Raw genomic sequence first — 24,807 nt, forward strand, 5'->3', positions numbered from 1 at the left:
GAGGGAGGCTGGCGGCGACACATGGTCGCCGCTGCTGCAGTTTTGAATGATATTTGGATGGTTTCAGACGAAAGAGGCTTCCTTGTCTTCCGAAAGCCGGAAGACGACGAAGACGCAAAGTCCGGTGCTGACGAGAAGTAAGGTGGAAAGTGCCGCGGCCGTGCCGAACTCGCCGTCAATCACCTGAATATAGATCAGGACGGGCATCGTGATCGTCCGCGCCGTGTAGAGGATCAGCGTCGAGGACAATTCGTTGATGGCGGTGATGAAGCTCATCAAGGAACCGATGATGAGCCCGGGCAACATCAGCGGCACCGTCACCGATATGAACGTCTTCGCCGGCGAAGCGCCGAGATTGACCGCGGCCTCCTCGATGGACGGCTTGATCTGCCGCAGGATCGAGGTCGTGGAGCGCACGCCGTAAGGCAGGCGGCGGATAAACACCAGCAGGATGATGATGAGTGCCGTGCCGGTAATGTCAAAAGGCGGATAACGGAACGTCGTGACATAGCCAATCGCCATGACGACGCCGGGTATCAGGTAGGGAACCATCAGCAGAAGATCGAGCGAGCCTGATACTGCATTGTCCCGCCTGACCACGATGAAAGAGAGCAGGCCGGAAACGATGGCGATCAACACCACGGCGGCAAGCGCAAAGGTGAAGCTGTTGGCAATCGCCTGCGGTGAATCGCGAAGAATGCGGGCATAGCTGTCCAACCCGAAGCCGCCTGTGAAGACGGGACCGTTTGTTGCGAGGAACGATGTGTAGATGACCGTAAGGGACGGCAGCATGGCGACAAAGATGACCAGATAGCAGAAACCGTGCACGATGAAAGATTTCAGCGGGCGCATGGAGAGCTTTACCGGCCGATTGGTCAATGAGCTGGCATAACGGCGCTTGGCGAGAATGTGCCGCTGCAACAGAAGTGCGGCCATGGAAATGGCGATCATCACCATGGAAATCGTGACTGCCATGGTCGGTGTGCCGGCCATTTCGGAGGTATATTGCGCATAGGCGATGGTCGAGAGCGTCCTGATGCCCTTGCCGAGGATTGCCGGCGTTCCGAAGTCTGCAATGGACAATACGAAGCAGATGATCGCGCCGGTGCTGACTGCCGGAAAGACCAGCGGCAAGGTGATCTTGCGGAACCGTTGGAACGCCGTGCAGCCGAGGTTTTCCGCAGCATCCTCATAGGATTTATTGATGGTGTTCAGCGCATTTTCCGTCATCAGGAAGATATAGGGAAAGAACTTCAGGCTGAAGACCATCACGATGCCGGGTATCCCGTAAATCGTCGGCAATGAAATGCCGGCGAAAGACAGGAGATTAGTGACTGCGCCGTTGGCGCCGAACAGCATGATCCAGGCATAGGCGCCGATGAAGGGCGGCGCGCACAGAACCAGCACAGCAAAGGTGGCAATGAAGGTGCGGCCCTTGATGTGGTATCGCGACGTGCAGAAGGCAAGCGGAATACCGAGCAGGCAGGCCCCCAACATGCCGAGCACGCCGATGACGAGCGTATTCCACAATGCCACGGTATAAAAACGCCGCGTCAGCACCTGAACATAGTTGCCGAAACCGAAAGCACCCGTCTTGGCATCGAAGAAACTGATGAAGAATACGCTGAAGATCGGCAGGATCAGGAATATCCCCAGGAGGATAACGGCGAGTGCCGTTACGCTTGTCCAGAAACCCGGCATTCGCAGGCGAAAACCTCCAGGCATTGAAGTCGCAGTCATATCCGTCATGACAGGCGCTCCCCGGTAACGCCCTCGCCAAAGAGCTTGGTATCAACAGCAGGCCAGGAGAAAACCGTTTTCTGGCCGGGCTGAAGGGCGATGATATCAGCCGACGGCTTGGTGATAGCCTCGATTTCCTCTCCCGACGACAGCACTGCGGCAACATTCATCTCGCGGCCGGTGAAGCTCACCTGTCTTATGGTGACAGGTAGTTCGATGCGGTCTCCGCCATCGGTTGCCCGCGAGCCAACGGTAATCGCTTCGGGACGGATGGCGGCAACGACCGTTCGTTGCGGCGCAATGGCATCGACCTGTGGCAGCCCCACCCTGTGCCCGGAAATGGATGTCTGGCCACCCGAACGATTCAGCGTCAGGAAGTTGTTTGCCCCCACGAAGGAGGCGACAAAACGGTTGGCGGGATTATTATAAACGTCCCAGGGTGCGGCTGCCTGCTGGATGACGCCACCATACATCACACAGACCAGATCGGACATGGCAAGCGCCTCCTCCTGATCATGGGTCACATAAACCGTGGTAATGTTCATGGCCTGCTGAATTTCGCGCAACTCGCGCCGCAGATCGACGCGCAGTTTGGCATCGAGGTTGGATAGTGGCTCGTCCATCAACAGCACTTTCGGATTGATGACGAGCGCTCGCGCCAGACCGACGCGCTGCTGCTGACCGCCGGATAATTCATGCGGCATGCGCTTGGCGTAGGGAGCGAGCTGCACGATATCGAGAATCTTGCCGACACGTTCACGAATCTCGGCGGAAGACGCCTTGCGCTGCTTCAAACCGAAGGCGATGTTGTCGAAGACGGAAATATGCGGAAAGACCGCATAATCCTGAAAAACCATGCCGACATCGCGCTTATGTGCGGGCACATGCTCAATCGCCTGTCTTTCGATACTGATACTGCCGCTGTCCTGCTGGTGAAAACCGGCAATCGTGCGCAGGAGGGTCGTCTTGCCGCATCCGCTCGGACCGAGAAGCGTAAAGAACGATCCCGAGGGGATGGAGATATTGATGTCGGAAAGGGCAACGACATCCCGGTAGCTCTTTTTTATGCTGGTAATTTCCACGGCGGCCATGTGCTGCTCCATGACAGATCCTGCACGGCCGGTGACCACGCTGGACAAACGAAAAGCGAATTGTGAATGGGATAAAGGGGGACGCCGCTTCTGCGCCGTCCCCGGCAATTATCTTACTGAACGTCGAGCAATGTCTCGTTCCACTTTTCCATCAGGCGCGCGCGATTGTCCGCAGCCCATTTGAAATCGTATTTCGCGTCTGGAACATCGGAAAGCGGAACGAGTGCCGGATTGGCGGGAACATCGGTTCGAACCGAACGACGACCCGCCTTCACCACGATTTCCTGCGCTTCCCTGGAGACGATGAAATCGATGAAGGCCCTGCCATTGCCGGCATTCGGCGCTCCCTTCACGAGCGCCATGCCGTCAGGCGCAATTGCCGTACCCTCTTTCGGATAAACGATTTCGACCGGCGCGCTGCCAAGCTTGTAGCGCAGCGCGGCATCTTCCAGCGTAATGCCAACGGCCTGTTCGCCATCGTTGACGAAACGCGGCACCGCGCCTGAAGAGGTGGAAAGAACCGAGTTGCCGAGGATGCCGGTATAAATTTCCCAGCCTTTTTCCTCGCTGTCGAAATCCTGCAATACCGTTGCCATCTGAATATAGGCCGATCCGGACTGATCGGCGCGGGCCGACGAAATCAGGCCCTTGTATTCCGGCTTTGCGAGATCGGCCCAGGACGTCGGAACGGGAGCGCCTTTCAGGGCCTCCTTATTGACGATAAAGGCCGTGACGACAGCCGTGAAAGGCACCCAGTTCGCGCTCGGTGAGAAGGCAGGGTTGATCGACGCAGCCTCAACCGGCTTGTATGGTTCGAAAAGTTCGGCGGAGAAATCGATGACCGTCCCATCGACGCTCCAGATCACATCACCCGCCGCCTTGCCGCTCTCCGCCTTGATGCGGTTCATCAGCTCCCCGGACCCGGCTTTGACAAGCTCAACCTTGGTGCCGGTTTTCTTTTCGAACATGGGCAATAACTCGTCCATGAGCTGCTGCGGGGCAGCGGAATAGACCACGACGGTACCTTCGGCATGAGCGAAAGCCGCGCTGGCAAGGAAAGTGGCGCCCGCAAAAAGGCGCGCGAAAATAGTGCATGATTGACGCATGAGGGGTCTCCGTTTTTTTGTTCCCTGACAGTCCGGCCCTGCGACATGATTTCTTTTTGGTTTTGCCTGTCGCCACCCGCTGTCTGTTATTTATTTTCTTTACGTAAATTAATTAGTCAAGCCGAAATTTATTTCGAATATAAAAATAAAATATCCGATTGAAAAAGCACAATTCTTTATGATTTTCATTCACGGGCCTCCGATCTCTACGGCGGATTTTCCGGCAAAGCGCGGTGTACAATCGCGTAATTTTCGCTAATCATCCGGCATGATTTCTCGCGGGAGACTTTTTTGATCGATCTCGGCTACAACGAGCGGCGTCTGCTCGAGATTTTGCGCGGTAAGGGAGGCATGTCGCGTATCGAACTGGCGCGCGAGATGGATGTTTCCGCACCGACCCTTACTCGCCTGACCGCCAATCTTCTGGAATCCGGCCTCATCGTCGAAGCGGAGGAAGCCCGCAATGACGGTAAACGGGGCAAACCCTCCACCGCCATCGAGATCAATCCGAACGGGCTTTTCACGCTGGGGGTCTACTTCAATCCAGACGATCTGCGTGTCTGCGTGGCCGATCTCAACGGCACGATAAGGCAAGAAATCAGGTCGGAACTGGAGGGGCACAGTTTTGAGCATATCATGGAGATGGCCGAGGCGTCCGCCCGCCAAGTGCTTGAAAAAGCGAAGATACGAAAGAAAGATGTGCTGGGCTGCGGCATCAGCTTTCCCGGCCATTTCAGGCGGGATCGCGGCCATGTCTTCCGTATCAAGCAGTTCGAAAGCTGGCGCGACATCGACGTCGACAAGGACTTCCAGCCCTATTTCGACTTCCCGGTCTTTCACGAAAATGACGGCAATACCGTCATTCTTTCCGAGCTCTATTATGGCGCAGGCCGCAATATCCGCAATTTCGCGATGATCTGGCTGACATATGGCATTGGTGGCGCCGTGGTGGTGCAGCGTCATCTCTATCGCGGCACCAATGGCAATGCCGGCGAGTTCGGCGGACTGTTTCCAAAATCCCATCCCCGCCCCTCGGGACAGGACCTGTGCGACACTCTGGCTGCTCAGGGCATCGGCATTCGACGCCTGAAAGACATTGACGAAAGTTATGCCGACCATCCTGCCGTGGCATCCTGGCTGGAACGGGCAACGGATCAGCTTCGCCTTCTTTCATTGACGGTCGCCCGCACGATGGATCCGGCAGCCATTATTTTCGGTGGATCGCTGCCGGACTGGATTCTCGAACATATCGTGCGGCGTATCGGTTCGCTGGACATACTCGGCGAAGATTTTTTCGTCGAGCCGCCGGAAATACGCAAATCAATCATGAGCGACTCGCCTCATCTCGGCGCCGCCAGCATACCGATCTACCGCGCCATCACGCCCAGCTATTATTCCGGGCGGGCGCTGAAAGGCTGGGCATGACACGCCATGGCCACCAGAGCGTTTCCCCCTATTGGTCTGTGTGTTGATGACAGGGGACACTGTTACCTGGATATACGCCGCCGGAATTCCTCCGTACCCGCTGATTGTCAGGCACGGCCAGGTTTATCTCGACAATACCGACGGGCTGCCCGGCGAGGAAAAAATGGACGATCCCGCCGATTTTCCCGACCGGTGGTCGATGGGAGCGTATGATGCATCTCTCCATACCGGCGAGCGTGAAGATCGACATATACCGCCATGGCGCTCGCGAGCGAATTCGACTGATCACTGAGGCGATCGAGAAGCCGCGTTAGTGCGGTTCGCGACCGCAGGCCGCGATGGAAACGCACGGTGCCACTGGCAGACAAACCGCCGATATCAAGAGGCCTTGCATATGATGTTGCTGGCCAGGTACATTTACAGCGCCCTGGCGAAGCGTTCCAGTTTGCCCAGCGTTTGCTGACCCAGCTCCACGGCACCGAAACCCTTTGCCTGCTGGAACTCGGCTTCCGTGCTGAACACCATGCCCAGCACAACTTTCGTCGCGCCATCCTGATCTTCGAAGGAGGCCCAGGCATCGGCATGTTTCGGCCCGTTTTCGCCCCATAGCAGCGTATAGGCGAGCCGCTCTTCGGGCCGGACCTCGACATAACGATGATGGTTCGGGAAGACGGTGCCGTCAGGGCCGATCATGTCAAAGACCCACTCGCCGCCGGTTCGCAGGTCAATTCTCTTCGTGCGGCAGGAAAATCCTTCAGGACCCCACCATTGCGGCAGCGTCTTCTCGTTCATCCAGGCCTTCCAGACGATGTTTCGCGGCACCTTTATCACTCGCTCCAGAACCATGGTTCGCCCGGCCACACTGGCCAGATTGTTGAGACCGGCGTTGAAACCCTGTTGATAACCATCCCGCATATCCTCGGCCAGCGAGGAAAGCTGAACCGTTACGGTCAAGCGGCTACGCTCTTCCATAGCCCGAAAATCGGCGGTGATCAGCGCTGCTGATTGCGTTACGCCGCCGGAGGACACCACCTCGTAATTTACGCTGCGGCGGGCCGGCTGCAACTCCAGCCAGCCGCATTCACAGCGGATATCCGGCTGGCCGGCGACCTTGCAGAGCGAAATTTCGCGACCACCCACCCTGCTGTCCGCCTCCAGGAATTCCACGGTGACCGCGGGCGTGGGAGAAGCCCACACCGCCCGGGCGGCGGGTGACAGCCAGACCTGCCAGAGCGCTGATGGCGGAACGGCAATTTCCCGTTCGAAGCTCAGCGTCGCAAAACGGTCCTGTGTGAGATGCGGTTCGGCGCGTGCGCCTTCCTGACCCGGCTTCGTCGTCATTTAGAATCCTCCTTCATGGCCTGCATTGCAAATGCCTCCAACCGGTCAAGCCGGCTCTCCCACATCGCCCGCTGCTCATCGAGCCAAGTGCGTACCGGCTCCAGCGCTTCCGGCACGATCGCGCAGGTGCGCACCCGCCCATCCTTGGAGGTGATGATCAGCCCCGCCTCCTCCAGCACGGAAAGATGCCGCATAACCGTGGGCAGACGCAGCCCCGTGGGAGCGGACAGCTCCATGACCGGTGCCGGCCCTCCGCCAAGCCGCGCCAGAATGGCCCGCCGCGTCGGATCGGCCAGAGCCTGGAAGATCAGTGATAACTCGGGATGATGCTTAGTCATATTGCTAACTATCACGCTCCACTGGGACGCCGCAAGGGAAACTTAGTAAATCAACTAAGTTTTCGTTTGTGGAGTGGTGCAGGGAATGAGGCGCCGATGCCTCGCCTCGGCGTTTCGTTCAGGTAACCGAGCCCTTTAATCTCTCCAGCGCCTGCCGATCGGCAGCCGGCAGCAGATGCAACTATCGAGCCGGAAATTAGCCATCAAAAGTTGCAGAAAAGGATTGACTCTCTTGGCTGTGTGAGTGAGCCTTGCCCGGAAAAAGACGGGGAAAATATCAAATCATCATGTCACCAGAACGCTTTAATCAATGCCTGCGGGTCATCCGCTGGACGCCGATCAATATTGCGTCCGCCCTGCAATGTGAGCTTTCGTGGATCGAGGCACTGGAAGCGGGCAATGAGGAAGTTCCCGCCGGTTTGGCCACGTGGCTTGAAACGCTTGCACAGGCCCATGAGGCTCTCCCGCCTCCATCCACCTACAGAGGAAAACGGTCGGCATTCTGATGCGGCCGATAGCTCTCAATCTTCATCAACAACTGGATTGTTCGAAATGAAATATGTCATAGCAGCTCTTGGCCTGATCAGCTTCTCAAGCCCTGCCCTTGCGGCCTCCTGCGAGAAGAACTTCGCTGTCTCCGGCGTGCCGATGGTGACCGCTGTCTCTTACAAATCATGGCAGGAATTGCCGAAGGCAAAAGCGCCCGCCGTGCTTCAAAAGCTCGCTCAGGCTGTGGCAGCGGAAGGTTTTTCCGGCATCCAGGTCAACAAGGCGCTGTCCTCGATCGATGCGCACCAGGAAACCAGCGGCAGCGGCAGAATTCAGACGCTGCGGGTTGTGGCCCGGCAGAAAGGCGCCGGCGTGCGGATCGACGCTGTTTTCAACATTCAGGCAGGACAGATTGCGGACAAGAACGTCATCCGCGAAGGCATTTGCAATATCATCAACGGCGTGTGAAGCGCTGTAGATAAGACTGTCCATTCGACGGAGCGGGCCAGCCGCTTCGTCTGCATTGGCCTTGGCGTGACGGCCGCTTCTGCGGGTGGCAACAGGAAACAGGCCCAGGCCTCACCATTCATTCGCAGTCTCTATGACGATGGGCACCGACATCGGAAATGGCACGCCACCGGCTGACCCGGCACGGGCGGTGAGCCAGGCGCTGCTCCACGCTGTTTATGACGATGCTTATGGTATGGCGGGCGAACCCGGAATCTGCGATGGGTGCAGGCAGGGATAGTGTCCGTGGCCGCAAGCACGCCATGAAGCGACGGGGAAAAAATGCCGATTTATGAACTGGCTGCCGTGGGCGCCGCAACCTGCTGGGCGATGACCGGACTTCTGGCGGCACGTCCGGCGGGGCATCTGGGAGCGCTCGCCTTCAACAGGACACGGCAGCTTTTTGTCGCTTCCCTGCTCGGGGTCTATGTCCTCGCTTCGGGAACCTGGCGGGAACTGCAGCCCGAGGCGCTGTCGGCGCTTCTGCTATCCGGTTTCATCGGCATCTTCGTTGGCGATACGCTGCTGTTCACCTGTCTCAATCGGGTGGGGCCACGCCGCTCGGGAATCCTGTTTGCCCTCAACGCCCCAATTGCCGCGCTGCTGGGATGGGCGGTGCTTGGTGAGGAGCTTTCCGTAACAACTGTCACCGGCATAGGCCTGACGCTGTGCGGTGTTCTGCTCGCAATTCTCTTCGGCAAGCGCAAGGCGCAGCTGCACGAATGGGAAAGAGTGAAGGGACCACTCTGGCTCGGCGTGCTCCTCGGCTTGCTGGCCGCGCTCAGTCAGGCCGTCGGCTCGCTGATCGCAAGACCCGTCATGGCGAGTGGGATCGATCCGATTACCGCTTCGATGCTGCGCGTTGGGATCGCGGCAGTCTGCCTGACGGCGCTCACCATGCTGCCCATCAAGGCAGTGCGGCCGAACGGCCCGCTGACGATGAACATTTTCCTGCAGACGGCGCTTACCGGCATCATCGCCCTTGCCTTTGGCATGACGCTACTTCTTTTCGCACTTTCCGGCGGCAAGATCGGCATCGTCTCGACACTGTCTGCAACAACGCCCGTCATCATCCTGCCATTGCTCTGGCTGAGAACCCGGGAATTGCCGGCACCCGGCGCATGGGCCGGGGCAGCACTGGTCGTGGCCGGCATGGCACTGATGTTCTGGAAGTGACCGAAGCCTTCAAAAGCGCCGCAGATGACGCCGCTCGCGCCACGATCTACCACTGCAAATAATGTCGAGCTGTTCCGGCGGTACACTTGCGCGGCAACTTTCGCGTGTCTAAAAGACGCGCAAAGTTAATTCGCATTACAGAGGACCAACTTCGTGGAACAGGTAAACACTCCAGTCGGCAAGGGCCGGCGCAAGGCTTTATGGGCAGCGGTTGCGGTTATTGCCATCGCGGCTGCAGGTGTCATCGGTGGTAAAGCCTTCTACGAAGCAAAGGTCGACGAGCTGATTGCCCGCAGCGGCGCAACCGCCCGTTCCGTGGACGTCGATTTTCTCGGACAAATCCATATTCGCGAGCTGAGCCTGCCGCTTGAAGACGGCAAAAAAATCCAGATCGCAGCTATCGACGGGCGTCCCAAACTTCCTTTCCTGGCAGGCGCGCTCGATATGAATGGCATCGATATTGACGTGCCGACCGGCAAGATCTCCATGGCGCATGCCCGTGTCGAGAACGCCGCTTTCAAGAAAGTGGAAACGACATCTGGCGATGGCAATGCAAACTCCCTGTCCCGGCGCATGGAGCGCTTCGCAGCGACGCGTATTTCCACGCCTGAACTGACATTCACCCAATCTATCGCCGACACCGAGCAGAAGACCGTTTACAACAATGCGGCTCTGCTTGATATCGCCGATGGCCGGGTCGACCGCTATACGATCGACAATGCCAGCTATGACATCAAGATGGCTCTGCCGGACAGCACTGGCACGATGGAAAAGAAGCACATGGTCGTCTCGACGGGTGCAATAACCGGTCAGGACTTCGACGCCGCCTACCTTGCAAGGCTCTACACGGAAAAAGCCGGGCCCGAAGACAAGGATGCAAAACCTCTTTACGGACCACTCTCCGTCAGCAAGATTTCCTTCTCCGACGGTGACGGTCAGTTCAGCTACGACGAAATACGCAGCGACGGCTTTACCGCTCGCATGCCGGCCGAGCCGCTGCTGGAAACCCTGAAGGCGCTGACGACAACCCAGAATGCCGATGAGCTTTCACCACAGGAGCGCCAGGCATTTTTCGGCAAGGTCGTGTCCATTCTGGACATGATGGGCAAGAGCAACATGCAGCTGCTGGGCTTCAAGGTCGACGCGCCTGATCAAAGCGAAGGGGCGGAGGGCAAGCGGGTCAAGGCGACCATCGAGCGCATCGACATGCAGATGGACAGCCGCAAGCTCGATTTCGGCCTGAACGGCATGTCGATTGGCGATGGCGACGGCAAGATCGAGGTCGCCGAGGCAAGCCTCAAGGGCTTTGACTGGAGTTCCACAATCGAAGGTCTCTCCCAGATCGTCGGTTTCGATGAAACGAAAATCGAGACTTTCCCGTTCAATCGGCTGATCCCGGAACTCGGCAAGGTGCGTGTCGGTGGCATCAACGTTGATATCGCCGCTCCGGAAAAGACCGATGAAGAGGCAACAGGCACGCCTGAGCGCATCAAGTTCACGCTCAAGAATTTCGAGATGGGACTGACCAAACCCTTCAATGGCATCCCGACCGATATCGAAATCAGGCAGGAGGACCTTTCCCTGCCCATCCCGGCGGATTCGACGGAGGAAGTTTTTGTTGAAGCGCGCAAACTGGGTCTGGAGTCACTCGCCTTGTCTTACGCCCTCGCCGCTGGCTGGGACGAACCAAACAAAAACCTGCTGATCCGCGAAGTTTCGCTCAGCAGCAAGGATATTGGCAGTGTCAATTTCTCCGGTCTGGTAAGCGGCTTTACGGAAGAGTTTTTCTCCTTCGACCTTGGTCGCGCCCAGGCTGCGCTTTTCGGGCTTGCCGGTCGTGAGGTGAAATTCACGATCAAGGACGAAGGCATGATGGCCAAGGCGATCAAGCTTTATGCCCTGCAGAACGAGATGACCGAGGATCAGGTGCGTGGCACTTTGACGTTGGTTGCCAACGTGATGCTGCAGCAGGTGGCCGCCGAACAACCGAAACTCCAGGATGCGGTGAACGCACTCGTCCAATTCATCAACACGCCGGGAACCTTGACCGTCACGGTCAAATCAACGGGCCCAAATGGCCTTGGCCTTTTTGATCTTGCTGCAGCCTCCGATAATCCGATGCTTCTCCTCGACAAGGTCGACATTCAGGCAACCGCTGAATAAGCCGGCCTACCAGCCGCCAGTTATCTCAAGCTCAGTTACCTGAGCCTGAGATTACCTGAACATACATCCTGCCGCCCCATTTGCGGGGCGGCAAGTTGGAATTTCGAACAGAATTTTTACAAGCTTATTTAATTAGTTACTCCGAAAATCGAAAGTCAGACATTAACAGCAATCCCGGATGGAAGCCTGAATATCCCGGTCGCATTAGCCGCGCGACACAAAACCGGCCGATTGAAAATCGCATTCCGGTCCATCGCAGCCCCCTTGGAGGACGCAACGATGGACCATAAGCCACTCTTACCGGCCATACTGGTCCACCACAGACAGGCCGGACCGGACGGACGGGATCTTATCGAGCACCGGCAAAAAGCCAGACGCTTTCACGGGGAATATCCACCCAGACAGGGCCTTCCGGCAGAGCCTTCGCGCCAAAGGCCTTGGCGGCGAAGTCGCCGGCCTTCAGGCGGTATTCCCAGCGGTCGCCGAGATAGAGGCAGGCGTCCAGATGCATTTCCCTGCGGTTCTGGCCGGGATTGTCATGCACGGCGATCTGCTCGACGCGGATGACCGCCTTGTCCTCTTTTTCTTCGTTCCTGCCGAAAACGATGCCATCAAGCTGCCAGTTTGGCCCGTGAATGCTGGCATCTTCGCCCAGACCGCGTATCTCGCCGCTGGCGACATTGTTTGCGCCGAGAAAGTCTGCCGCATAAAAGCTCTTCGGCTTGGTGTAGATGTCCTGCGGCGTGCCTTCCTGAACGATGGCGCCGTTGCGCAGAAGCAGGATATTGTCGGATGCGGCGAGCGCTTCCGACTGATCGTGGGTGACGAGAACACCGCATATTTCCAGATCGAGGATGAGCTTGCGGATCCAGTAACGCGCCTCTTCGCGCAGCTTCGCGTCAAGATTGGAAAGCGGTTCGTCCATCAACAGGACACGCGGCTCATAGACCAGCGCGCGGCAGATTGCGACGCGTTGCTGCTGGCCGCCCGAAAGCTGATCGGGATAACGCTCGGCAAGATGGCCAAGACCGATCTTTTCCAGCGTCGCCTGAACACGTTTGCCGGCATCCACCCGGTTCACGCCACGCAGCTTCAGGCCATAGGCAACATTTTCCATCACCGTGCGATGCGGCCACAGCGCGTAGGACTGAAAGACAAGGCCGATATTGCGGTTTTCCGGCGCAACCGTCAGGCCCTTGCTGCCATCGAGCATCGGTTTTCCGCCGATGCTGATGAGGCCCTGTTCGGGCTGTTCCAGCCCGGCAATGCAGCGCAGCAGGGTTGTTTTGCCGCTGCCCGAAGCGCCGAGCAGGGAAACGATCGAGCCGCGTTCGGCAGTGAAGGATGCGCCCTGGAGAATATGCAGGCCGCCGAGATATTTGTGAACGTCGCGAACAGTAAGTTCAGTCATGGATTTTTGCTCCCAGACGAAGGGCGAGACCGAGGCCTGCGCCGGTAAGAACGATGCTGACGAATGCCAGCGCGGCGATCGTGTCCATTGCGCCGGACTGGATCATGGAAACCATGAGCGAGCCGATGACTTCGGTTCCGGCGCTCATGAGATAGATGCCGGTGGCATAGTCGCGCAGGAAGACAATCATGATCAGCGCCCATGCGCCGACGAGACCGGGGCGCACGATGGGAATGACGACGTCACGCCAGGTCTGGCCGATTGTCGCACCCGTCGTGCGTGCGGCCTCCTCCAGTTCGGGGCTGACCTGAATGAGCGTGCCCTGCAACAGCCGCAGGCCATAGGAAAGGCCAACGATCAGATAAGCGATGAACAGGCTTATCAGCGTCGTGCGCAGCGGCACCAGGAACGGAATGAACAGGAAAAGCCAGAAGAAGGCGAGACCGATGATCAGGCTCGGCATGGAGCGCGGCAGAAGAACCATGTAATCGAGAACGGTGTTGGACACGTCGCGATTGCGGTGCCCGGCAAGACCGACGACCAGATAAAAGGCGACAGCCACGGCACCACCAACGACCGCCAGTATGATGGTGTTGAGAACACCACGATAAAGGCTCGGAACCTCGAAAAGCGCATTGAAATGCTTGGTGGTGAGATGAGCGAAAGGATTGACGCCCTGCCCCCACGCATCGACAAAGGCGCGCAGGATAATTCCGCCGATCGGCAGGATGACCGACAGGAACAGCCAGAAACCGATGATGGAAAGCGCGATGATCTGGCCGGCGCGCCCCAGCCGCATGACGGTGGTGCGCGAACCTTTTCCGCCAAGGGCCGCATAACGGCGGCTGTGGCGCAGCAGCCGGCGCTGATACCACACCAGCGGCAGGGTCAGGAGCACGAGCAGGACAACGACGACAGCCATCAGCTGATAGGTAGGCACACCGAAAAGTGTCGTGAGCTTGTAGATATAGGTGGTGAGGACGTTGATGCCGCTCGGATCGCCAAGCACCAGCGGCACACCGAACATTTCAAAGCCGATCAACAGGTTAAGCGCGGTGGCGAAGATCAGCGCGGGCAGCACCATGGGCACGGTGACATCCCAGCACACACGCCAGATGGGCGCACCGGTGATGCGGGCCGCCTCTTCAAGATCGGACGGCAGGTTGCGCATTGCCGCCGACACGTAAAGATAGACATGCGGGACATGCGCCAGCCCCGTGACAAGCACGATGCCGCTCAGGGAATAGATGTTCCACGGCACGAAACCGATGATGTCGCGCACGAGGATCGAGACGAAGCCGGAAGGCCCGATGGCAACCGTATACCCGAAAGCAAGCACCAGCGCCGAAATGAACATCGGAACCAGCACGATGATTTCCAGCGCCTTGCGGAAATGCACATCGGTGCGGGTGAGCAGGAAGGAGAGTGCTGCGCCCAGCGGGACGGCGATCGCCACCATGCCCACGGCCATGATGACCGTGTTCCACAAGGCGTCGTAAAACATCGGGTCGACGAGAATATATTCATATGCGCTCAGGCCGAGGCTGGCGCTCGGGCTGAAGAACGGACCATCGAGAAAGCTCTGGTAGATGATCAGGCAAATGGGCGTCAGGACGCACAGCGTCAGGAAACCGATGACGAGCCGGCGGAAGAGCAGCGCTTCGCCGGGCGGACGCGGCGTCTTCAGTCGCGGCTCGCGGGATAGTTCTCGGGGTGGGTTTTGGGTAATGGTATCCACCGGCATGGGTTGTAACCTCCGGGAAACAGACGTTTGTTGAATGGATTTTCATAGGAATGGCACGACCGCGGCCCTGGGCCAGACACCGTTCTGTGCCTTTTAAAAAGCTCGGTGCCTGGCCCCGTCCTGGGGGACTTGCGTGCCCGGGGCGCGATCAGCCCTTGAGCGCTGCGCGCCACTCGTTGAGGAACTTCAACCGTTTCATGGGTTCCATGAAACCGAGGAGCGTTTCATCGAGCGCGATCGGCTTCAAATTGCCGCCGACCAGTGCGTTGAGCGTGTCGATATTATAACCTTCGGTGGTGTCCTTGCGCAGAGCCGGCATACCCTTTGAAGCAAGCGCGTTCTGCCCGTCCTGCGACAGCAGGAAGTCCATGAACAACTTGCCGGCATTGGGGTGCGGCGCGTCTTTCAACAGGCCGGCAACACGCGAGAAGGCAAGCGTGTAATCCTTGCCGAAAGCAACACCGAGGTTCGGCGCGCTCTTCACCCAATCCAGCGCGTAGGAGCCGATCAGGTTGTAAGCGAGGACATTTTCACCCGAAACCACGGTTTCGCGCATCGAGCCTGTCGAGGAATATGATTTGCCCTTCGCCTTGCCGAGCCCCTTGGTCATGTCCCAGAAATTGCTGGTTTTTTCCAGGTCACTGGTCTGGATCAGAAATCCGACGCCGGACTTTTCCGGATCGAAGGTGCCGATACGGCCGTTATATTCACCGCTGGAAATGAATTTGATCAGGTCTTCGCGTGTCTGCGGCACCTTGTCTTCCGGCAGCGCGGTCTTGTTGTAGATCATGCCGACAGGCTCGACCGAGGTGGCGTAAACAATGTCCTTGAAGACCGCCCAGCTGGGCAGCGACGGCATTTCGGGCGACTTGTAGGCCTCCAGATAGCCGTCGGTCGCAAGCTTCACGCCCTGATCCATCGCCGAAGTCCAGAAGACGTCGCCACCCACCTGCTTGGCTGCGGCCTCCGAAATGATGCGGTTATAAACGCCATTGGTGCCGATATCGTTGTAGTCGACGCGGATGCCGGGATATTTCTTCGTGAATGCGTCGAGCGCTGCCTGTGCCTGCGCCTGGTCGGTGGCCGCATAGATCGTGACCGACCCCTCCTTGCGTGCAGCCTCGACAAGATCGTCACTGGCCGCAAATACCGGCATGGCCAGCAGCAGGGCCGCCGCATTCGCGGTCAGCGCATAAGAGAAAAATTGCTTCATTTCTGGTCCTCCCACAATGATTCAAGAAATCCGGGGGAAGAGAAGCGACCAAGTTACGACAGATTTTACTTGCCGACACACGCCTGAATATCTCGATTATTTTAAGCAAAGCAATAGTAATTCCACTTCTTGCGAAGTAGATCAAGCCGCCAATAAAATCGATATCCTCCCACGGATATAGTGAAAATCATCCGATAAGCCGAATAGATCGCCACGCTACATAAATTTATCCATGAATCTGTCAGCAACCTGTCACGTTCAAATATGTTTTTGTTGTCATGTTCGATTTTTCATGCAATTCATGGCCCATGCGCATCCTCTTGGTCGAAGACACACGGGATGTCGGGGAGGCAATCAATCAACGGCTGGAGCGGGTGGGACACTCGGTTGATTGGGAGGCAGACGGACTTGTCGCGGCTGAAATTCTCGACTTCACCGATTACGATCTGATCATTCTTGACGTCATGCTGCCCGGGCTTGACGGGTTCGAGATATTGCGCCGTGTGCGGGCCGCCAAAAAAACGGTTCCCGTGCTGGTACTGACGGCCCGCTCGGAAATCGAGGACCGCGTCAGCGCGCTTGATCTTGGCGCGGACGATTATCTGGTCAAACCGTTCGATTTTCGCGAGCTGGATGCGCGTGTGCGCGTGCTGCTGCGGCGCAACCGCGGCGAAACCACCAATATCATCACCTGCGGCAATCTGCAGCTCGATCAGCAAAGCCGCAACGTCCGGATCGGCAAACGGGAAGTGCAGCTGAAGCGGCGAGAAATTGCCATTCTCGAGGTTTTTGCCACCCGTCCCGGCCGTCTGTTCAGCAAGGACGAGTTGATGGATGCGCTGTTCGGCTTTGACGAGGGCGTCAACCACAATGCGGTCGAGCTTTATGTCAGCCGGATACGCAAGAAGATCGAGGGTTCAGGCGTATCGATCATTACCCAGCGCGGCATGGGTTATCAGCTGGTGATCGATGACAACCCGTGAGCCATCGCTGTTTTCACGCCTCGTCATTCGCGTGGGCATGGTTCTGCTCATAGTGGCGAGTATCCTGATTTCCGCCGCCGGTTATTATGCCCAGACGGCCGCCAACAAGACCTATGACCAGCTTCTGCGCGGTGCCGCCATGCAGATTGCCGACGGCATTACCCAGAATGACGGCAAGCTGATCGTCAATCTGCCGCTCTCGGCTTTCGAACTGCTTGGCTTTGCGGAAAGGGACCGCATCTTCTATCGCATCGTCGGACCGGATGGCGCGATCGTCAGCGGTTATCCCGACCTCAATGCCGATTATGATTATGTCGCTGCCCGTTACGATCCGCAGCTCGAAACGGAACAATATCGCGGCGTGGAAGTGCGGGTCATCACCGTTTCGCGCGCGCTGGCCGATCAGGCGCAGGGCGGATGGATCTACGTCATCCTGGCGCAGACCACCGAGGCGCGCCGGGCGCTGGCCGCCGAGATAACCCAGGGCGCCATATTGATTGTCGGCATCATGATCCTGCTTGGACTTGGCGGCACCTTTCTCGCCGTGCGTTATGCGCTGAAGCCCGTCACCCGGCTGGCGCTTGCCCTGCGGCAGCGCAACCCCGAAGACCTGACGACCATGGAAATGCCCGCACCGCAGGAGCTGCAGCCGTTTCTGGGCGCCATCAACCACTTCATGAGGCGGCTGGACGAACGTGTCGTGCGGCTGCAGCAGTTCATCGCCGATGCCGCACACCAGATACGCACGCCGCTGACCGGGCTTTCCGCCCAGGTGGACATGCTTGATGAAGCGAGCATGATCCCGGAAAATCGCGAGCGCACCCAGCGCATCAAGATACGCACGGGCGAACTGGCGCAGCTGACCAACCAGTTGCTCAGCCACGCCATGGTCATCCATCGCTCCGGCACCATCCAGCTCGAAAACATCAATCTGGTTGCGGTGGCGCGCACGGCCTTCCACCATGCCGTTCCGCTGACCGTCGATCCCGACATGGTGATTTCGTTCGAGGCCGACGAAGCGTTGATGCCGGTCAAAGGCGACCCGGTCAGCCTGCGAGAAGCAATCGCCAACATCATCAGCAATGCGCTGCGCCATGGCGCGGTGTCGCGCCTCGATGTCCGGGTGATGCAGCATGACGAGCGGATCTGCGTCGAGGTGGAAGATGACGGACCGGGTATTCCGCCGGAAAAATGGGATCAGATGTCACGCCGCTTCAACGCCACGTCTCCCAATGTCGGCACCGCCTCGGGGCTCGGGTTTGCCATAGCAGCGGAAGTCGCGGTCGCGCATGGCGGCCTGATCCGCTTTCGCGAAAAGGGCGACGCGGGTTTCACCGTCATCCTTGACTTGCCCTGCGCCGGAGAGGACAGCGCGTGAAAAAACTTTTCCTGGCAATCCTGTTTTCAGCGCTGGCCACGGGCTCGGCTCTCCCGCAGCCGACGGAGGGCACCTCGACATATTTTCCCGCCCCGGCCGAAGAGACGGGCCGTCTCGTCATCAACGGCGCGGCCGACACATCCGCCCTGAAACCGCTTCTGCTCGATTTTCAGCAGATCGAACCGAACATCGCCATCGACTACACCGATTTCGTCACCAATGATCTCTATCGCGAGGCGGACGCCGCCTGCCGGGAGGAGAAGGATTTCGGCGACCTTCTGATGTCATCCTCGGTGGACCAGATGGTGAAGCTCGCCAATGACGGATGTGCCCTGTCGCATGTGTCGACAGAGACGCGCGCGGTGGAGAACCATGCCAATAGCTGGCGCGACGAGGTCTATGGCTTCACATTCGAGCCGAGTGTCATTGTTTATAACAGCGATTATGTTCCGCCGCAGGACGTGCCGCATACGCGCGCCGAACTTGCCGATCTGCTGCGCCGAAAACAGGAGTTCTATCGCGGCCACGTCGCGACCTATGATCTTCGCCAGTCGGGTGTCGGTTATCTTCTGGCCTTCCTCGATGCGGAGCAGAATTCCACCGCCTATGGCCGCCTGCTGGAAAGCATGAGCCGCGTCGACACCCAGCTGCGCTGCTGCAACAGTTCCGTGCTGGCCGATATTTCCAACCAGAAAATATATATAGGCTACAATGTCATAGGCTCCTACGCCTATGCGGCGACCCTGCGCGATCCGAAGCTGAAAATCGTCTTGCCGCGTGATTATACCCTTGTTCTAAGCAGGGCGGCGCTCATTCCGCAAAAGGCAAGGCAACCGGCGCTTGCCGGACGCTTCATCGATTATCTTCTTTCGGAACGCGGCCGGCGTATCGCCCGGGAAAAATCCTTCTTCTTCTCGCAGGACGGAACCATGCCGGCAGGCGTCGATGGCCCTCCCTCGCTCATCGAAAGCGGTGTCGGACGCCTCATCCGCATCGGCCCCGCCCTTCTGGCGACGCAGGACGCCGCCCAGCGCAAACGTTTCATCGACGACTGGACCGGCGTGATGACGTCCGGAAACAATTCCGGAGCGAACTGATATCTTGGAAAAAATAGGACGGCACCCGGCGCATTCGGGCCGGCGGTGCGACTATTGCCGCCTCCATGCTGCGATGGACCGGCGCATGGTTTCGGATGCCCGCCCTTCGACAGGCACCCGTCAGATCATTATGACGCGCTTCAGATAACGTGTCATGTCCGGGAGGCTTTCACCTCCCGGTGCCGAAACCTCAATAATGGACCGAGAGGGAATCGATCGGCGTTCCCTTAGACGGGGTGAACTTGGTCAGATCGATCCCTTCGACGGCTGCCTTATACTCTTCCGCACTCGGCGTGCGGCCAAGGATTGCCGACAGGACGACGACCGGGGTCGAGGCCAGAAGCGATTCACCCTTCTTTTCAGCCGTGTCTTCCACGACGCGGCCCTGGAACAGGCGGGTCGAGGTTGCCAGAACGGTATCGCCCTTTTCCGCCTTTTCCTGGTTGCCCATGCACAGGTTGCAGCCCGGGCGTTCCAGATAGAGGATGTTCTCGTATTCGGTGCGGTTGGTGGTCTTCGGCTTCAGGTCGTCGAATTCGAAGCCGGAATACTTCTGCAGGATTTCCCAATCCCCTTCCGCCTTCAGCTCGTCGATGATGTTGTAGGTCGGCGCAGCGACGACGAGCGGCGCCTTGAACTCGACCTTGCCTTCGGCCTTTTCGATGTTCTTCAACATCTGGGCGACGATCTTCATGTCGCCCTTATGCACCATGCACGAACCGACGAAGCCCAGATCGACCTTCTTGGTGCCGCCATAATAGGACACCGGACGGATCGTATCATGGGTGTAGCGCCGGGAGACATCGGCATTGTTGACGTCGGGGTCGGCGATCATCGGTTCGTCGATGACATCCAGATCCACAACGACTTCGGCGAAATATTTCGCATTGTCGTCGGGGGTCAAGGCAGGCTTTTCGCCCGAGCGGATTTCGGCAATACGCTGATCCGCCTTGGCGATCAGGCCCTTCAGCGTCTGGGCGGCATTGTCCATGCCCTTGTCGATCATGATCTGGATGCGCGACTTGGCGATCTCCAGCGACTCGATCAGCGTCTCGTCCTCAGAGATGCAGATCGACGCCTTGGCCTTCATCTCGGCCGTCCAGTCGGTGAATGTGAAGGCCTGGTCGGCGAGCAGCGTGCCGATGTGGACTTCGATGATGCGGCCCTGGAAGACATTGTCGCCATGCTGCTTCAGCATCTGCGCCTGCGTCGCATGCACGACGTCGCGGAAGTCCATATGGGGCTGCATCGTGCCCTTGAAGGTGACCTTGACCGATTGCGGGATCGGCATGGTCGCCTCACCCGTCGCCAGCGCCAGCGCCACGGTACCCGAGTCGGCGCCGAAGGCGACGCCCTTGGACATGCGCGTATGGCTGTCGCCGCCGATGATGATCGCCCAGTCATCCACGGTGATGTCGTTCAGCACCTTGTGGATCACGTCCGTCATCGAATGATAGACGCCCTTCGGGTCGCGCGCGGTGATGACGCCGAAATTGTTCATGAAGGACATGAGCTTCGGAATGTTCGCCTGCGCCTTCTTGTCCCAGACGGAGGCCGTGTGGCAGCCCGACTGATAGGCGCCATCCACCAGCGGCGAGATGACGGTTGCCGCCATCGCCTCAAGTTCCTGCGCGGTCATCAGGCCGGTCGTATCCTGCGAGCCGACGATGTTGACCTTGACGCGAACGTCCGAACCGGCATGCAGAACCTTGCCGGGGGTCACGCCGACGGCATTGCGGTTGAAGATCTTCTCAACGGCGGTGAGCCCCTGACCTTCGATCGCGATTTCCTTGTTCGGAGCAAAGACCGGAGTCGCCTCGATGCCGAGCGTCTGAGCCGCAAAGGTCTGGAGCTTCTTGCCGAAGACGATGGCGTAGGAGCTGCCGGCCTTCATGAATTCCATCTTCTGGGGCGTGAAGGCGGCGGCAACGTCGACCAGCTCATTGCCGCTTTCGTCGCGAAGCTTGCGGTTCTTGGCGTCGATCTTCAGGACAGTGCCGGTCTCGACCGAATATTTCTGCTCGAGGATCGGGTTGCCGTCATTGTTGAGGATCGGCTTGCCATCTTCACCGAGCTTCTTCACCCAGTTCTTCAGGTTGATGCCGATGCCGCCCGTCACGTCGACGGTGGTGGCGAAGATCGGTGAGATGCCGTTGGTGCCGGCAACAACGGGTGCGAAATTGACGAAGGGCACATAGGGGCTGGCCTGCTTGCCGGTCCACAGCGCCACGTTGTTGACGCCGGACATGCGTGACGAGCCAACGCCCATCGTGCCCTTTTCGGCGATCATCATCACCCGCTTGTCGGGATGCTGCTTCTGAAGCGCGACGATTTCCGCCTGCGCTTCCGGCGTGATCATACACTGGCCGTGCAGCTGGCGGTCGGAGCGCGAATGCGCCTGGTTGCCGGGCGACAGAAGGTCGGTCGAAATATCGCCTTCGGCGGCGATGAAGGTCACGACCTTGATCTCGTCTTCCACATCCGGAAGCTTGGTGAAGAATTCAGCCTTGGCATAGCTTTCAAGCACGCCCTTGGCGACGGCATTGCCTGCCTTGAAGGCATCGCGCAGCCGGAACATGTCGGCGTCATAAAGGAAGACCTGGGTCTTCAGAACCTCACCCGCCTGCTCGGCAAGTGCCGCGTCATCACCGAGCGTGATGTCGAGCAGCACTTCGACGGAAGGGCCACCCTTCATGTGCGACAGCAGTTCCAGCGCGAAGGTGGGCGTGATCTCTGGCACGACCGCTTCGCCAAGGATGATCTCCTTCAGAAACGCAGCCTTGACGCCCGCAGCACTCGTGGTGCCCGGCAGGGAGTTGTAGATGAAGAATTTGAGGGCGTCCGTCCGGTATTCGCTACCGGCATCCTTGATCAGCGCAATGATTTCGGCGGTCAATGCGCCGTCATCAATCGGCTTGGGTGCGAGCCCTTGTTGTTCTCTGCTTTTGATCTCAGCCAGGTAATCCAAGTAAAGGTTCATCGCTATCCCAACGTCCTGATATGTATGGAGCCAAAACCCAGCACCACCGAACTGTCACGTCAATAGGTCTGGGTCTTTTACCGGTTTCGAGTACGCCAACCGGGGCCGGCTGACAAGATGTCGCATTTCAGTATAATCGTTTCAATCGTTCCGTTGTCCGACTGTCGCGACAAAAATGGGCGGCCCTTCTGCGAACCGCCCATTCCTATATCAGACCATCGTCTTTTCGGCGATCAAAAGGAGCCGTGAATCCGCCGTCAAAAACGCGGCAATCATCAAAACTCCTCCCAGCTATCCGCAGAGGTGTTCAGTGCGGCATTGCCGGAAAATGCAGCCCTGATCCTGCCGCCGAGCGCGCGCGCCGGAGATGCCGCGGGCCTGTCGGACGAAGAGACGGTGCGGACCGGAGCGGAAGCTTCGTTGTAACCGCCTTCGGACAGCTTGAACTGGGCAATAAGGCCGTTGAGCGAAGACGCCTCGCGTGCAAGGCCGTGGCTTGCAGCCGTGCTTTCTTCCACCATGGCGGCGTTCTTCTGGGTGTCCTGATCCATCTGGTTCACAGCCGTGTTGATCTGCTGGAGGCCGGAGGACTGTTCCTGTGCCGATTCCGCGATCGCCGCGACGTGCCGGTTGATGTCCTGCACTTCGGTGACGATCAGTTCCAGCGCCCTGCCGGTTTCGCCAACCAGCTGCACGCCCTGCTCCACCTGACTGTTCGATGTCGTGATCAGGTTCTTGATTTCCTTGGCGGCACCGGCGGAACGCTGCGCCAGTTCACGAACTTCCTGCGCGACAACGGCAAAGCCCTTGCCCGCATCACCGGCACGCGCCGCTTCCACGCCGGCATTCAGCGCCAGAAGGTTGGTCTGGAAGGCGATCTCGTCGATCACGCCGATGATGTTGGAAATCTGATTGGCGGATGTCGCGATCTGTTCCATCGCCGCGACGGCCTTCTGCACAACTTCGCCCGACTTTTCCGCACCGACCTTTGCGCGGCCGACGAGATGACCGGCTTCCTGTGCACGTTTGGTGGAGTCCTTCACCGTGATGGTGATTTCTTCCAGCGCCGCCGCAGTCTCTTCAACGGCTGCCGCCTGCTGTTCGGTACGTCTCGCCAGATCATCTGCCGCAGACCGGATTTCGTTGGCGCCGGCATCGATGCCACGGGCATTCTGCGCGACCTGGGTAAGGGTCGACTGCAGCTGTTCTGCCGCCCGGTTGAAATCACCGCGAATACCGTCAAGGCCGGCAACGAACGGCTGCACGATCCGATAGGTAACGTCGCCCTGAGCGATCTTCGAAAGCGCGGTGGCAAGATTGTCGACGGCAAACTGTACGTCGGCACCCTCTTTCGCCTTCTGTTTCTCGCGCGCTATCCGGTCCTTTTCAGAAGTCGACCGGTTGGCCTCGGTTTCATTTTCAAGCCGCACACGCTCGATTGCGTTTTCACGGAAGGCCTGAACCGCAGCGGCCATCTGGCCAACTTCATCCTTCCGGTCCATTCCGTCGATTTCGCCTGCCGTATCACCGGCCGCCAGCGATCCCATGCGCTCACGAAGCCGCGCAATCGGGGTGGTGATGCCACGCGACGAGACAAACAGGCCAAGTGCGATCAGGGCCAGGGAAACAAGCGCAATGCCGATCAGGCCCGTCCAGATCGTCGTATCGGTGCTGGCGCTGAGCTGCTGCCGGCCGTCATTCATGACTTGGATAAGCTGCTCGTTGCCGGCACTGATCTTCGGCGACACTTCGCCGATTTTCCGAAGGACGTTCAGCGCCATCTGCTGCGCTTCGGCGGTTTTTCCCGCCTGCATCAGGGTGATGACCTGATTGCCGATCTCCTCGACTTCAACGACACCCTTCAGGATATCGCGGGCGGCATCCGTGCGGGCCGGCACCAGTTCCATGATCTTGTTCTGGCGCTCTTCGAGCTGTTTGCGGTCTGCCCTGAACGTCTTGACCGCCGATTCGAAATCACTGCCGGCGGGATCATTGAGGCTGGCGCGAAGCATCTGCATGCCGAGCGCATTGAGATTGCCGCTGGTCCGGGCGTTCAGCACCGCCGCAAGAGCCTCGTTGGCAATGAAGTCGCTATAGACGCGGTCGGTATTGTTATATTGCAGGCTGACGTAGCTAATGCCGGAAAGCGACATCAAACTCATCAGCGAGATGACAAAAACGACCTTCGTTTTTATCTTGGTATTCTTCAGGAAAGACATGAATGGCCTCGGGGCAAGCGCTCCGCCAGCCGTCCGCATGGGGTGGCCGGGGAGAGATATAAAGAAACATCGCGGGTAGCTGTGCCCTTCATAGGGCTACAAGCGGACATCAACTCAAAACCGCAAAGGCGTGGGTGAGATGGGGGTCCGATTGCTCTACCGGCTCCGCCGATGAAACCTTGGAACCTGCGTATTTTAGATTTCACAAAACCACTGAATGAAGTGTTACCCGGCCCATGCAAGTCATGACAATTTGCGACACTGCTAAATTATTTAGACGCTAATTTTCGTCAGCCGATCTGCGTCTCCGGGTGTCACGAAAGCGTTAAGGAAAGTCATTAGAAACGCCGCCGACCCGTTAAAAAATGCACGGCTGTGCAAAAGCGGGCCAGCGCCGTTCCGATCT

General features: G+C 58.4%; 18 protein-coding genes. 8 read left to right on the forward strand and 10 right to left on the reverse strand.

Annotation, left to right across the window (positions count from 1 at the left end; all coding sequences use genetic code 11):
* Positions 1-63: 63 nt before the first annotated feature.
* The 3 genes from EXN68_RS23085 to EXN68_RS23095 all read right to left on the reverse strand — a co-directional run bounded on the left by EXN68_RS23085 (position 64) and on the right by EXN68_RS23095 (position 3,937).
* Positions 64-1,749: an ABC transporter permease gene (locus EXN68_RS23085; RefSeq protein WP_142843070.1), complete on the reverse strand. Its 1,686-nt coding sequence runs from the start codon at positions 1,747-1,749 to the stop codon at positions 64-66.
* Entirely contained in the window at positions 1,746-2,843 is a 1,098-nt protein-coding gene (locus EXN68_RS23090; protein ID WP_237681461.1) for an ABC transporter ATP-binding protein, read from the reverse strand. The genes EXN68_RS23085 and EXN68_RS23090 overlap by 4 nt, the downstream gene beginning before the upstream one ends.
* Positions 2,844-2,944: 101 nt before the next feature.
* Complete coding sequence (locus EXN68_RS23095; protein ID WP_142843072.1) at positions 2,945-3,937, reverse strand: ABC transporter substrate-binding protein; 993 nt, start codon at positions 3,935-3,937, stop codon at positions 2,945-2,947.
* 291 nt (positions 3,938-4,228) lie between these two features.
* On the opposite strand from EXN68_RS23095, the gene EXN68_RS23100 reads away from it, so the two are divergent.
* A complete protein-coding gene (locus EXN68_RS23100; protein ID WP_142843074.1) occupies positions 4,229-5,362 on the forward strand; it encodes an ROK family transcriptional regulator in 1,134 nt (377 codons plus the stop codon).
* 417 nt (positions 5,363-5,779) lie between these two features.
* Here EXN68_RS23100 and EXN68_RS23105 read toward each other — a convergent pair whose 3' ends face one another.
* Both EXN68_RS23105 and EXN68_RS23110 read right to left on the reverse strand, forming a co-directional pair.
* Positions 5,780-6,703, reverse strand: coding sequence for an SRPBCC family protein (locus EXN68_RS23105; protein ID WP_142843075.1), 924 nt, complete (start codon positions 6,701-6,703; stop codon positions 5,780-5,782).
* The gene (locus tag EXN68_RS23110; protein WP_161991463.1) at positions 6,700-7,041 is read right to left on the reverse strand and encodes an ArsR/SmtB family transcription factor; all 342 of its coding nucleotides are present in this window, start codon (positions 7,039-7,041) and stop codon (positions 6,700-6,702) included. Before EXN68_RS23110 ends, EXN68_RS23105 begins: the two co-directional genes overlap by 4 nt.
* A 287-nt stretch (positions 7,042-7,328) precedes the next feature.
* Between EXN68_RS23110 and EXN68_RS27940 the strand changes: the two genes are divergently transcribed.
* The 4 genes from EXN68_RS27940 to EXN68_RS23130 all read left to right on the forward strand — a co-directional run bounded on the left by EXN68_RS27940 (position 7,329) and on the right by EXN68_RS23130 (position 11,376).
* Positions 7,329-7,547, forward strand: a complete 219-nt coding sequence (locus EXN68_RS27940) for a hypothetical protein (RefSeq protein ID WP_046800490.1) — start codon at positions 7,329-7,331, stop codon at positions 7,545-7,547.
* Positions 7,548-7,593: 46 nt separating this feature from the next.
* Complete coding sequence (locus tag EXN68_RS23120; RefSeq protein WP_142843079.1) at positions 7,594-7,998, forward strand: hypothetical protein; 405 nt, start codon at positions 7,594-7,596, stop codon at positions 7,996-7,998.
* 321 nt (positions 7,999-8,319) lie between these two features.
* Positions 8,320-9,213: a DMT family transporter gene (locus tag EXN68_RS23125; protein WP_142843081.1), complete on the forward strand. Its 894-nt coding sequence runs from the start codon at positions 8,320-8,322 to the stop codon at positions 9,211-9,213.
* 153 nt (positions 9,214-9,366) lie between these two features.
* The gene (locus EXN68_RS23130; protein ID WP_142843083.1) at positions 9,367-11,376 is read left to right on the forward strand and encodes a hypothetical protein; all 2,010 of its coding nucleotides are present in this window, start codon (positions 9,367-9,369) and stop codon (positions 11,374-11,376) included.
* 349 nt (positions 11,377-11,725) lie between these two features.
* On the opposite strand, the gene EXN68_RS23135 is transcribed toward EXN68_RS23130, so the two are convergent.
* From EXN68_RS23135 to EXN68_RS23145, 3 genes are all read right to left on the reverse strand, one after another.
* Positions 11,726-12,787 carry an ABC transporter ATP-binding protein gene (locus tag EXN68_RS23135; RefSeq protein ID WP_046800484.1) on the reverse strand — a complete coding sequence of 354 codons (1,062 nt, stop codon included), beginning with the start codon at positions 12,785-12,787 and terminating at the stop codon, positions 11,726-11,728.
* Positions 12,780-14,531 (reverse strand): ABC transporter permease, encoded by a 1,752-nt coding sequence (locus EXN68_RS23140; RefSeq protein ID WP_225341525.1) that lies wholly within the window; start codon positions 14,529-14,531, stop codon positions 12,780-12,782. The genes EXN68_RS23135 and EXN68_RS23140 overlap by 8 nt, the downstream gene beginning before the upstream one ends.
* A 148-nt stretch (positions 14,532-14,679) precedes the next feature.
* A complete protein-coding gene (locus tag EXN68_RS23145) occupies positions 14,680-15,744 on the reverse strand; it encodes an ABC transporter substrate-binding protein (protein WP_142843085.1) in 1,065 nt (354 codons plus the stop codon).
* Positions 15,745-16,052: 308 nt separating this feature from the next.
* Here EXN68_RS23145 and EXN68_RS23150 point away from each other — a divergent pair, with 308 nt between their 5' ends.
* From EXN68_RS23150 to EXN68_RS23160, 3 genes are read left to right on the forward strand one after another with little or no spacing between them, the layout of a single operon-like run.
* On the forward strand, positions 16,053-16,727 hold the full coding sequence (locus tag EXN68_RS23150) for a response regulator transcription factor (RefSeq protein WP_080843196.1): 675 nt from the start codon (positions 16,053-16,055) through the stop codon (positions 16,725-16,727).
* Positions 16,714-18,105: a sensor histidine kinase gene (locus EXN68_RS23155; protein ID WP_142843086.1), complete on the forward strand. Its 1,392-nt coding sequence runs from the start codon at positions 16,714-16,716 to the stop codon at positions 18,103-18,105. The genes EXN68_RS23150 and EXN68_RS23155 overlap by 14 nt, the downstream gene beginning before the upstream one ends.
* Positions 18,102-19,202 carry an ABC transporter substrate-binding protein gene (locus EXN68_RS23160; protein ID WP_142843088.1) on the forward strand — a complete coding sequence of 367 codons (1,101 nt, stop codon included), beginning with the start codon at positions 18,102-18,104 and terminating at the stop codon, positions 19,200-19,202. The genes EXN68_RS23155 and EXN68_RS23160 overlap by 4 nt, the downstream gene beginning before the upstream one ends.
* Positions 19,203-19,392: 190 nt before the next feature.
* On the opposite strand, the gene EXN68_RS23165 is transcribed toward EXN68_RS23160, so the two are convergent.
* Positions 19,393-22,182: a bifunctional aconitate hydratase 2/2-methylisocitrate dehydratase gene (locus tag EXN68_RS23165; RefSeq protein ID WP_142843090.1), complete on the reverse strand. Its 2,790-nt coding sequence runs from the start codon at positions 22,180-22,182 to the stop codon at positions 19,393-19,395.
* Between the two features lie 275 nt (positions 22,183-22,457).
* Positions 22,458-24,401, reverse strand: coding sequence for a methyl-accepting chemotaxis protein (locus EXN68_RS23170; RefSeq protein ID WP_142843092.1), 1,944 nt, complete (start codon positions 24,399-24,401; stop codon positions 22,458-22,460).
* Between the last annotated feature and the right edge of the window lie 406 nt (positions 24,402-24,807).

It is taken from the genome of Martinezella rhizogenes (assembly GCF_007002745.1).
GTDB classification, from domain to species: Bacteria; Pseudomonadota; Alphaproteobacteria; order Rhizobiales; family Rhizobiaceae; genus Agrobacterium; species Agrobacterium cucumeris.

Excerpts from the sequence above, each read along its gene's own strand:
- EXN68_RS23085 (WP_142843070.1), bottom strand. The coding sequence starts at position 1,749 with ATGACGGATATGACTGCGACTTCAATGCCTGGAGGTTTTCGCCTGCGA.
- EXN68_RS23090 (WP_237681461.1), bottom strand. The coding sequence starts at position 2,843 with ATGGAGCAGCACATGGCCGCCGTGGAAATTACCAGCATAAAAAAGAGC.
- EXN68_RS23095 (WP_142843072.1), bottom strand. The coding sequence starts at position 3,937 with ATGCGTCAATCATGCACTATTTTCGCGCGCCTTTTTGCGGGCGCCACT.
- EXN68_RS23105 (WP_142843075.1), bottom strand. The coding sequence starts at position 6,703 with ATGACGACGAAGCCGGGTCAGGAAGGCGCACGCGCCGAACCGCATCTC.
- EXN68_RS23110 (WP_161991463.1), bottom strand. The coding sequence starts at position 7,041 with ATGACTAAGCATCATCCCGAGTTATCACTGATCTTCCAGGCTCTGGCC.
- EXN68_RS27940 (WP_046800490.1), top strand. The coding sequence starts at position 7,329 with ATGTCACCAGAACGCTTTAATCAATGCCTGCGGGTCATCCGCTGGACG.
- EXN68_RS23120 (WP_142843079.1), top strand. The coding sequence starts at position 7,594 with ATGAAATATGTCATAGCAGCTCTTGGCCTGATCAGCTTCTCAAGCCCT.
- EXN68_RS23125 (WP_142843081.1), top strand. The coding sequence starts at position 8,320 with ATGCCGATTTATGAACTGGCTGCCGTGGGCGCCGCAACCTGCTGGGCG.
- EXN68_RS23135 (WP_046800484.1), bottom strand. The coding sequence starts at position 12,787 with ATGACTGAACTTACTGTTCGCGACGTTCACAAATATCTCGGCGGCCTG.
- EXN68_RS23140 (WP_225341525.1), bottom strand. The coding sequence starts at position 14,531 with ATGCCGGTGGATACCATTACCCAAAACCCACCCCGAGAACTATCCCGC.
- EXN68_RS23145 (WP_142843085.1), bottom strand. The coding sequence starts at position 15,744 with ATGAAGCAATTTTTCTCTTATGCGCTGACCGCGAATGCGGCGGCCCTG.
- EXN68_RS23150 (WP_080843196.1), top strand. The coding sequence starts at position 16,053 with ATGCGCATCCTCTTGGTCGAAGACACACGGGATGTCGGGGAGGCAATC.
- EXN68_RS23155 (WP_142843086.1), top strand. The coding sequence starts at position 16,714 with ATGACAACCCGTGAGCCATCGCTGTTTTCACGCCTCGTCATTCGCGTG.
- EXN68_RS23165 (WP_142843090.1), bottom strand. The coding sequence starts at position 22,182 with ATGAACCTTTACTTGGATTACCTGGCTGAGATCAAAAGCAGAGAACAA.
- EXN68_RS23170 (WP_142843092.1), bottom strand. The coding sequence starts at position 24,401 with ATGTCTTTCCTGAAGAATACCAAGATAAAAACGAAGGTCGTTTTTGTC.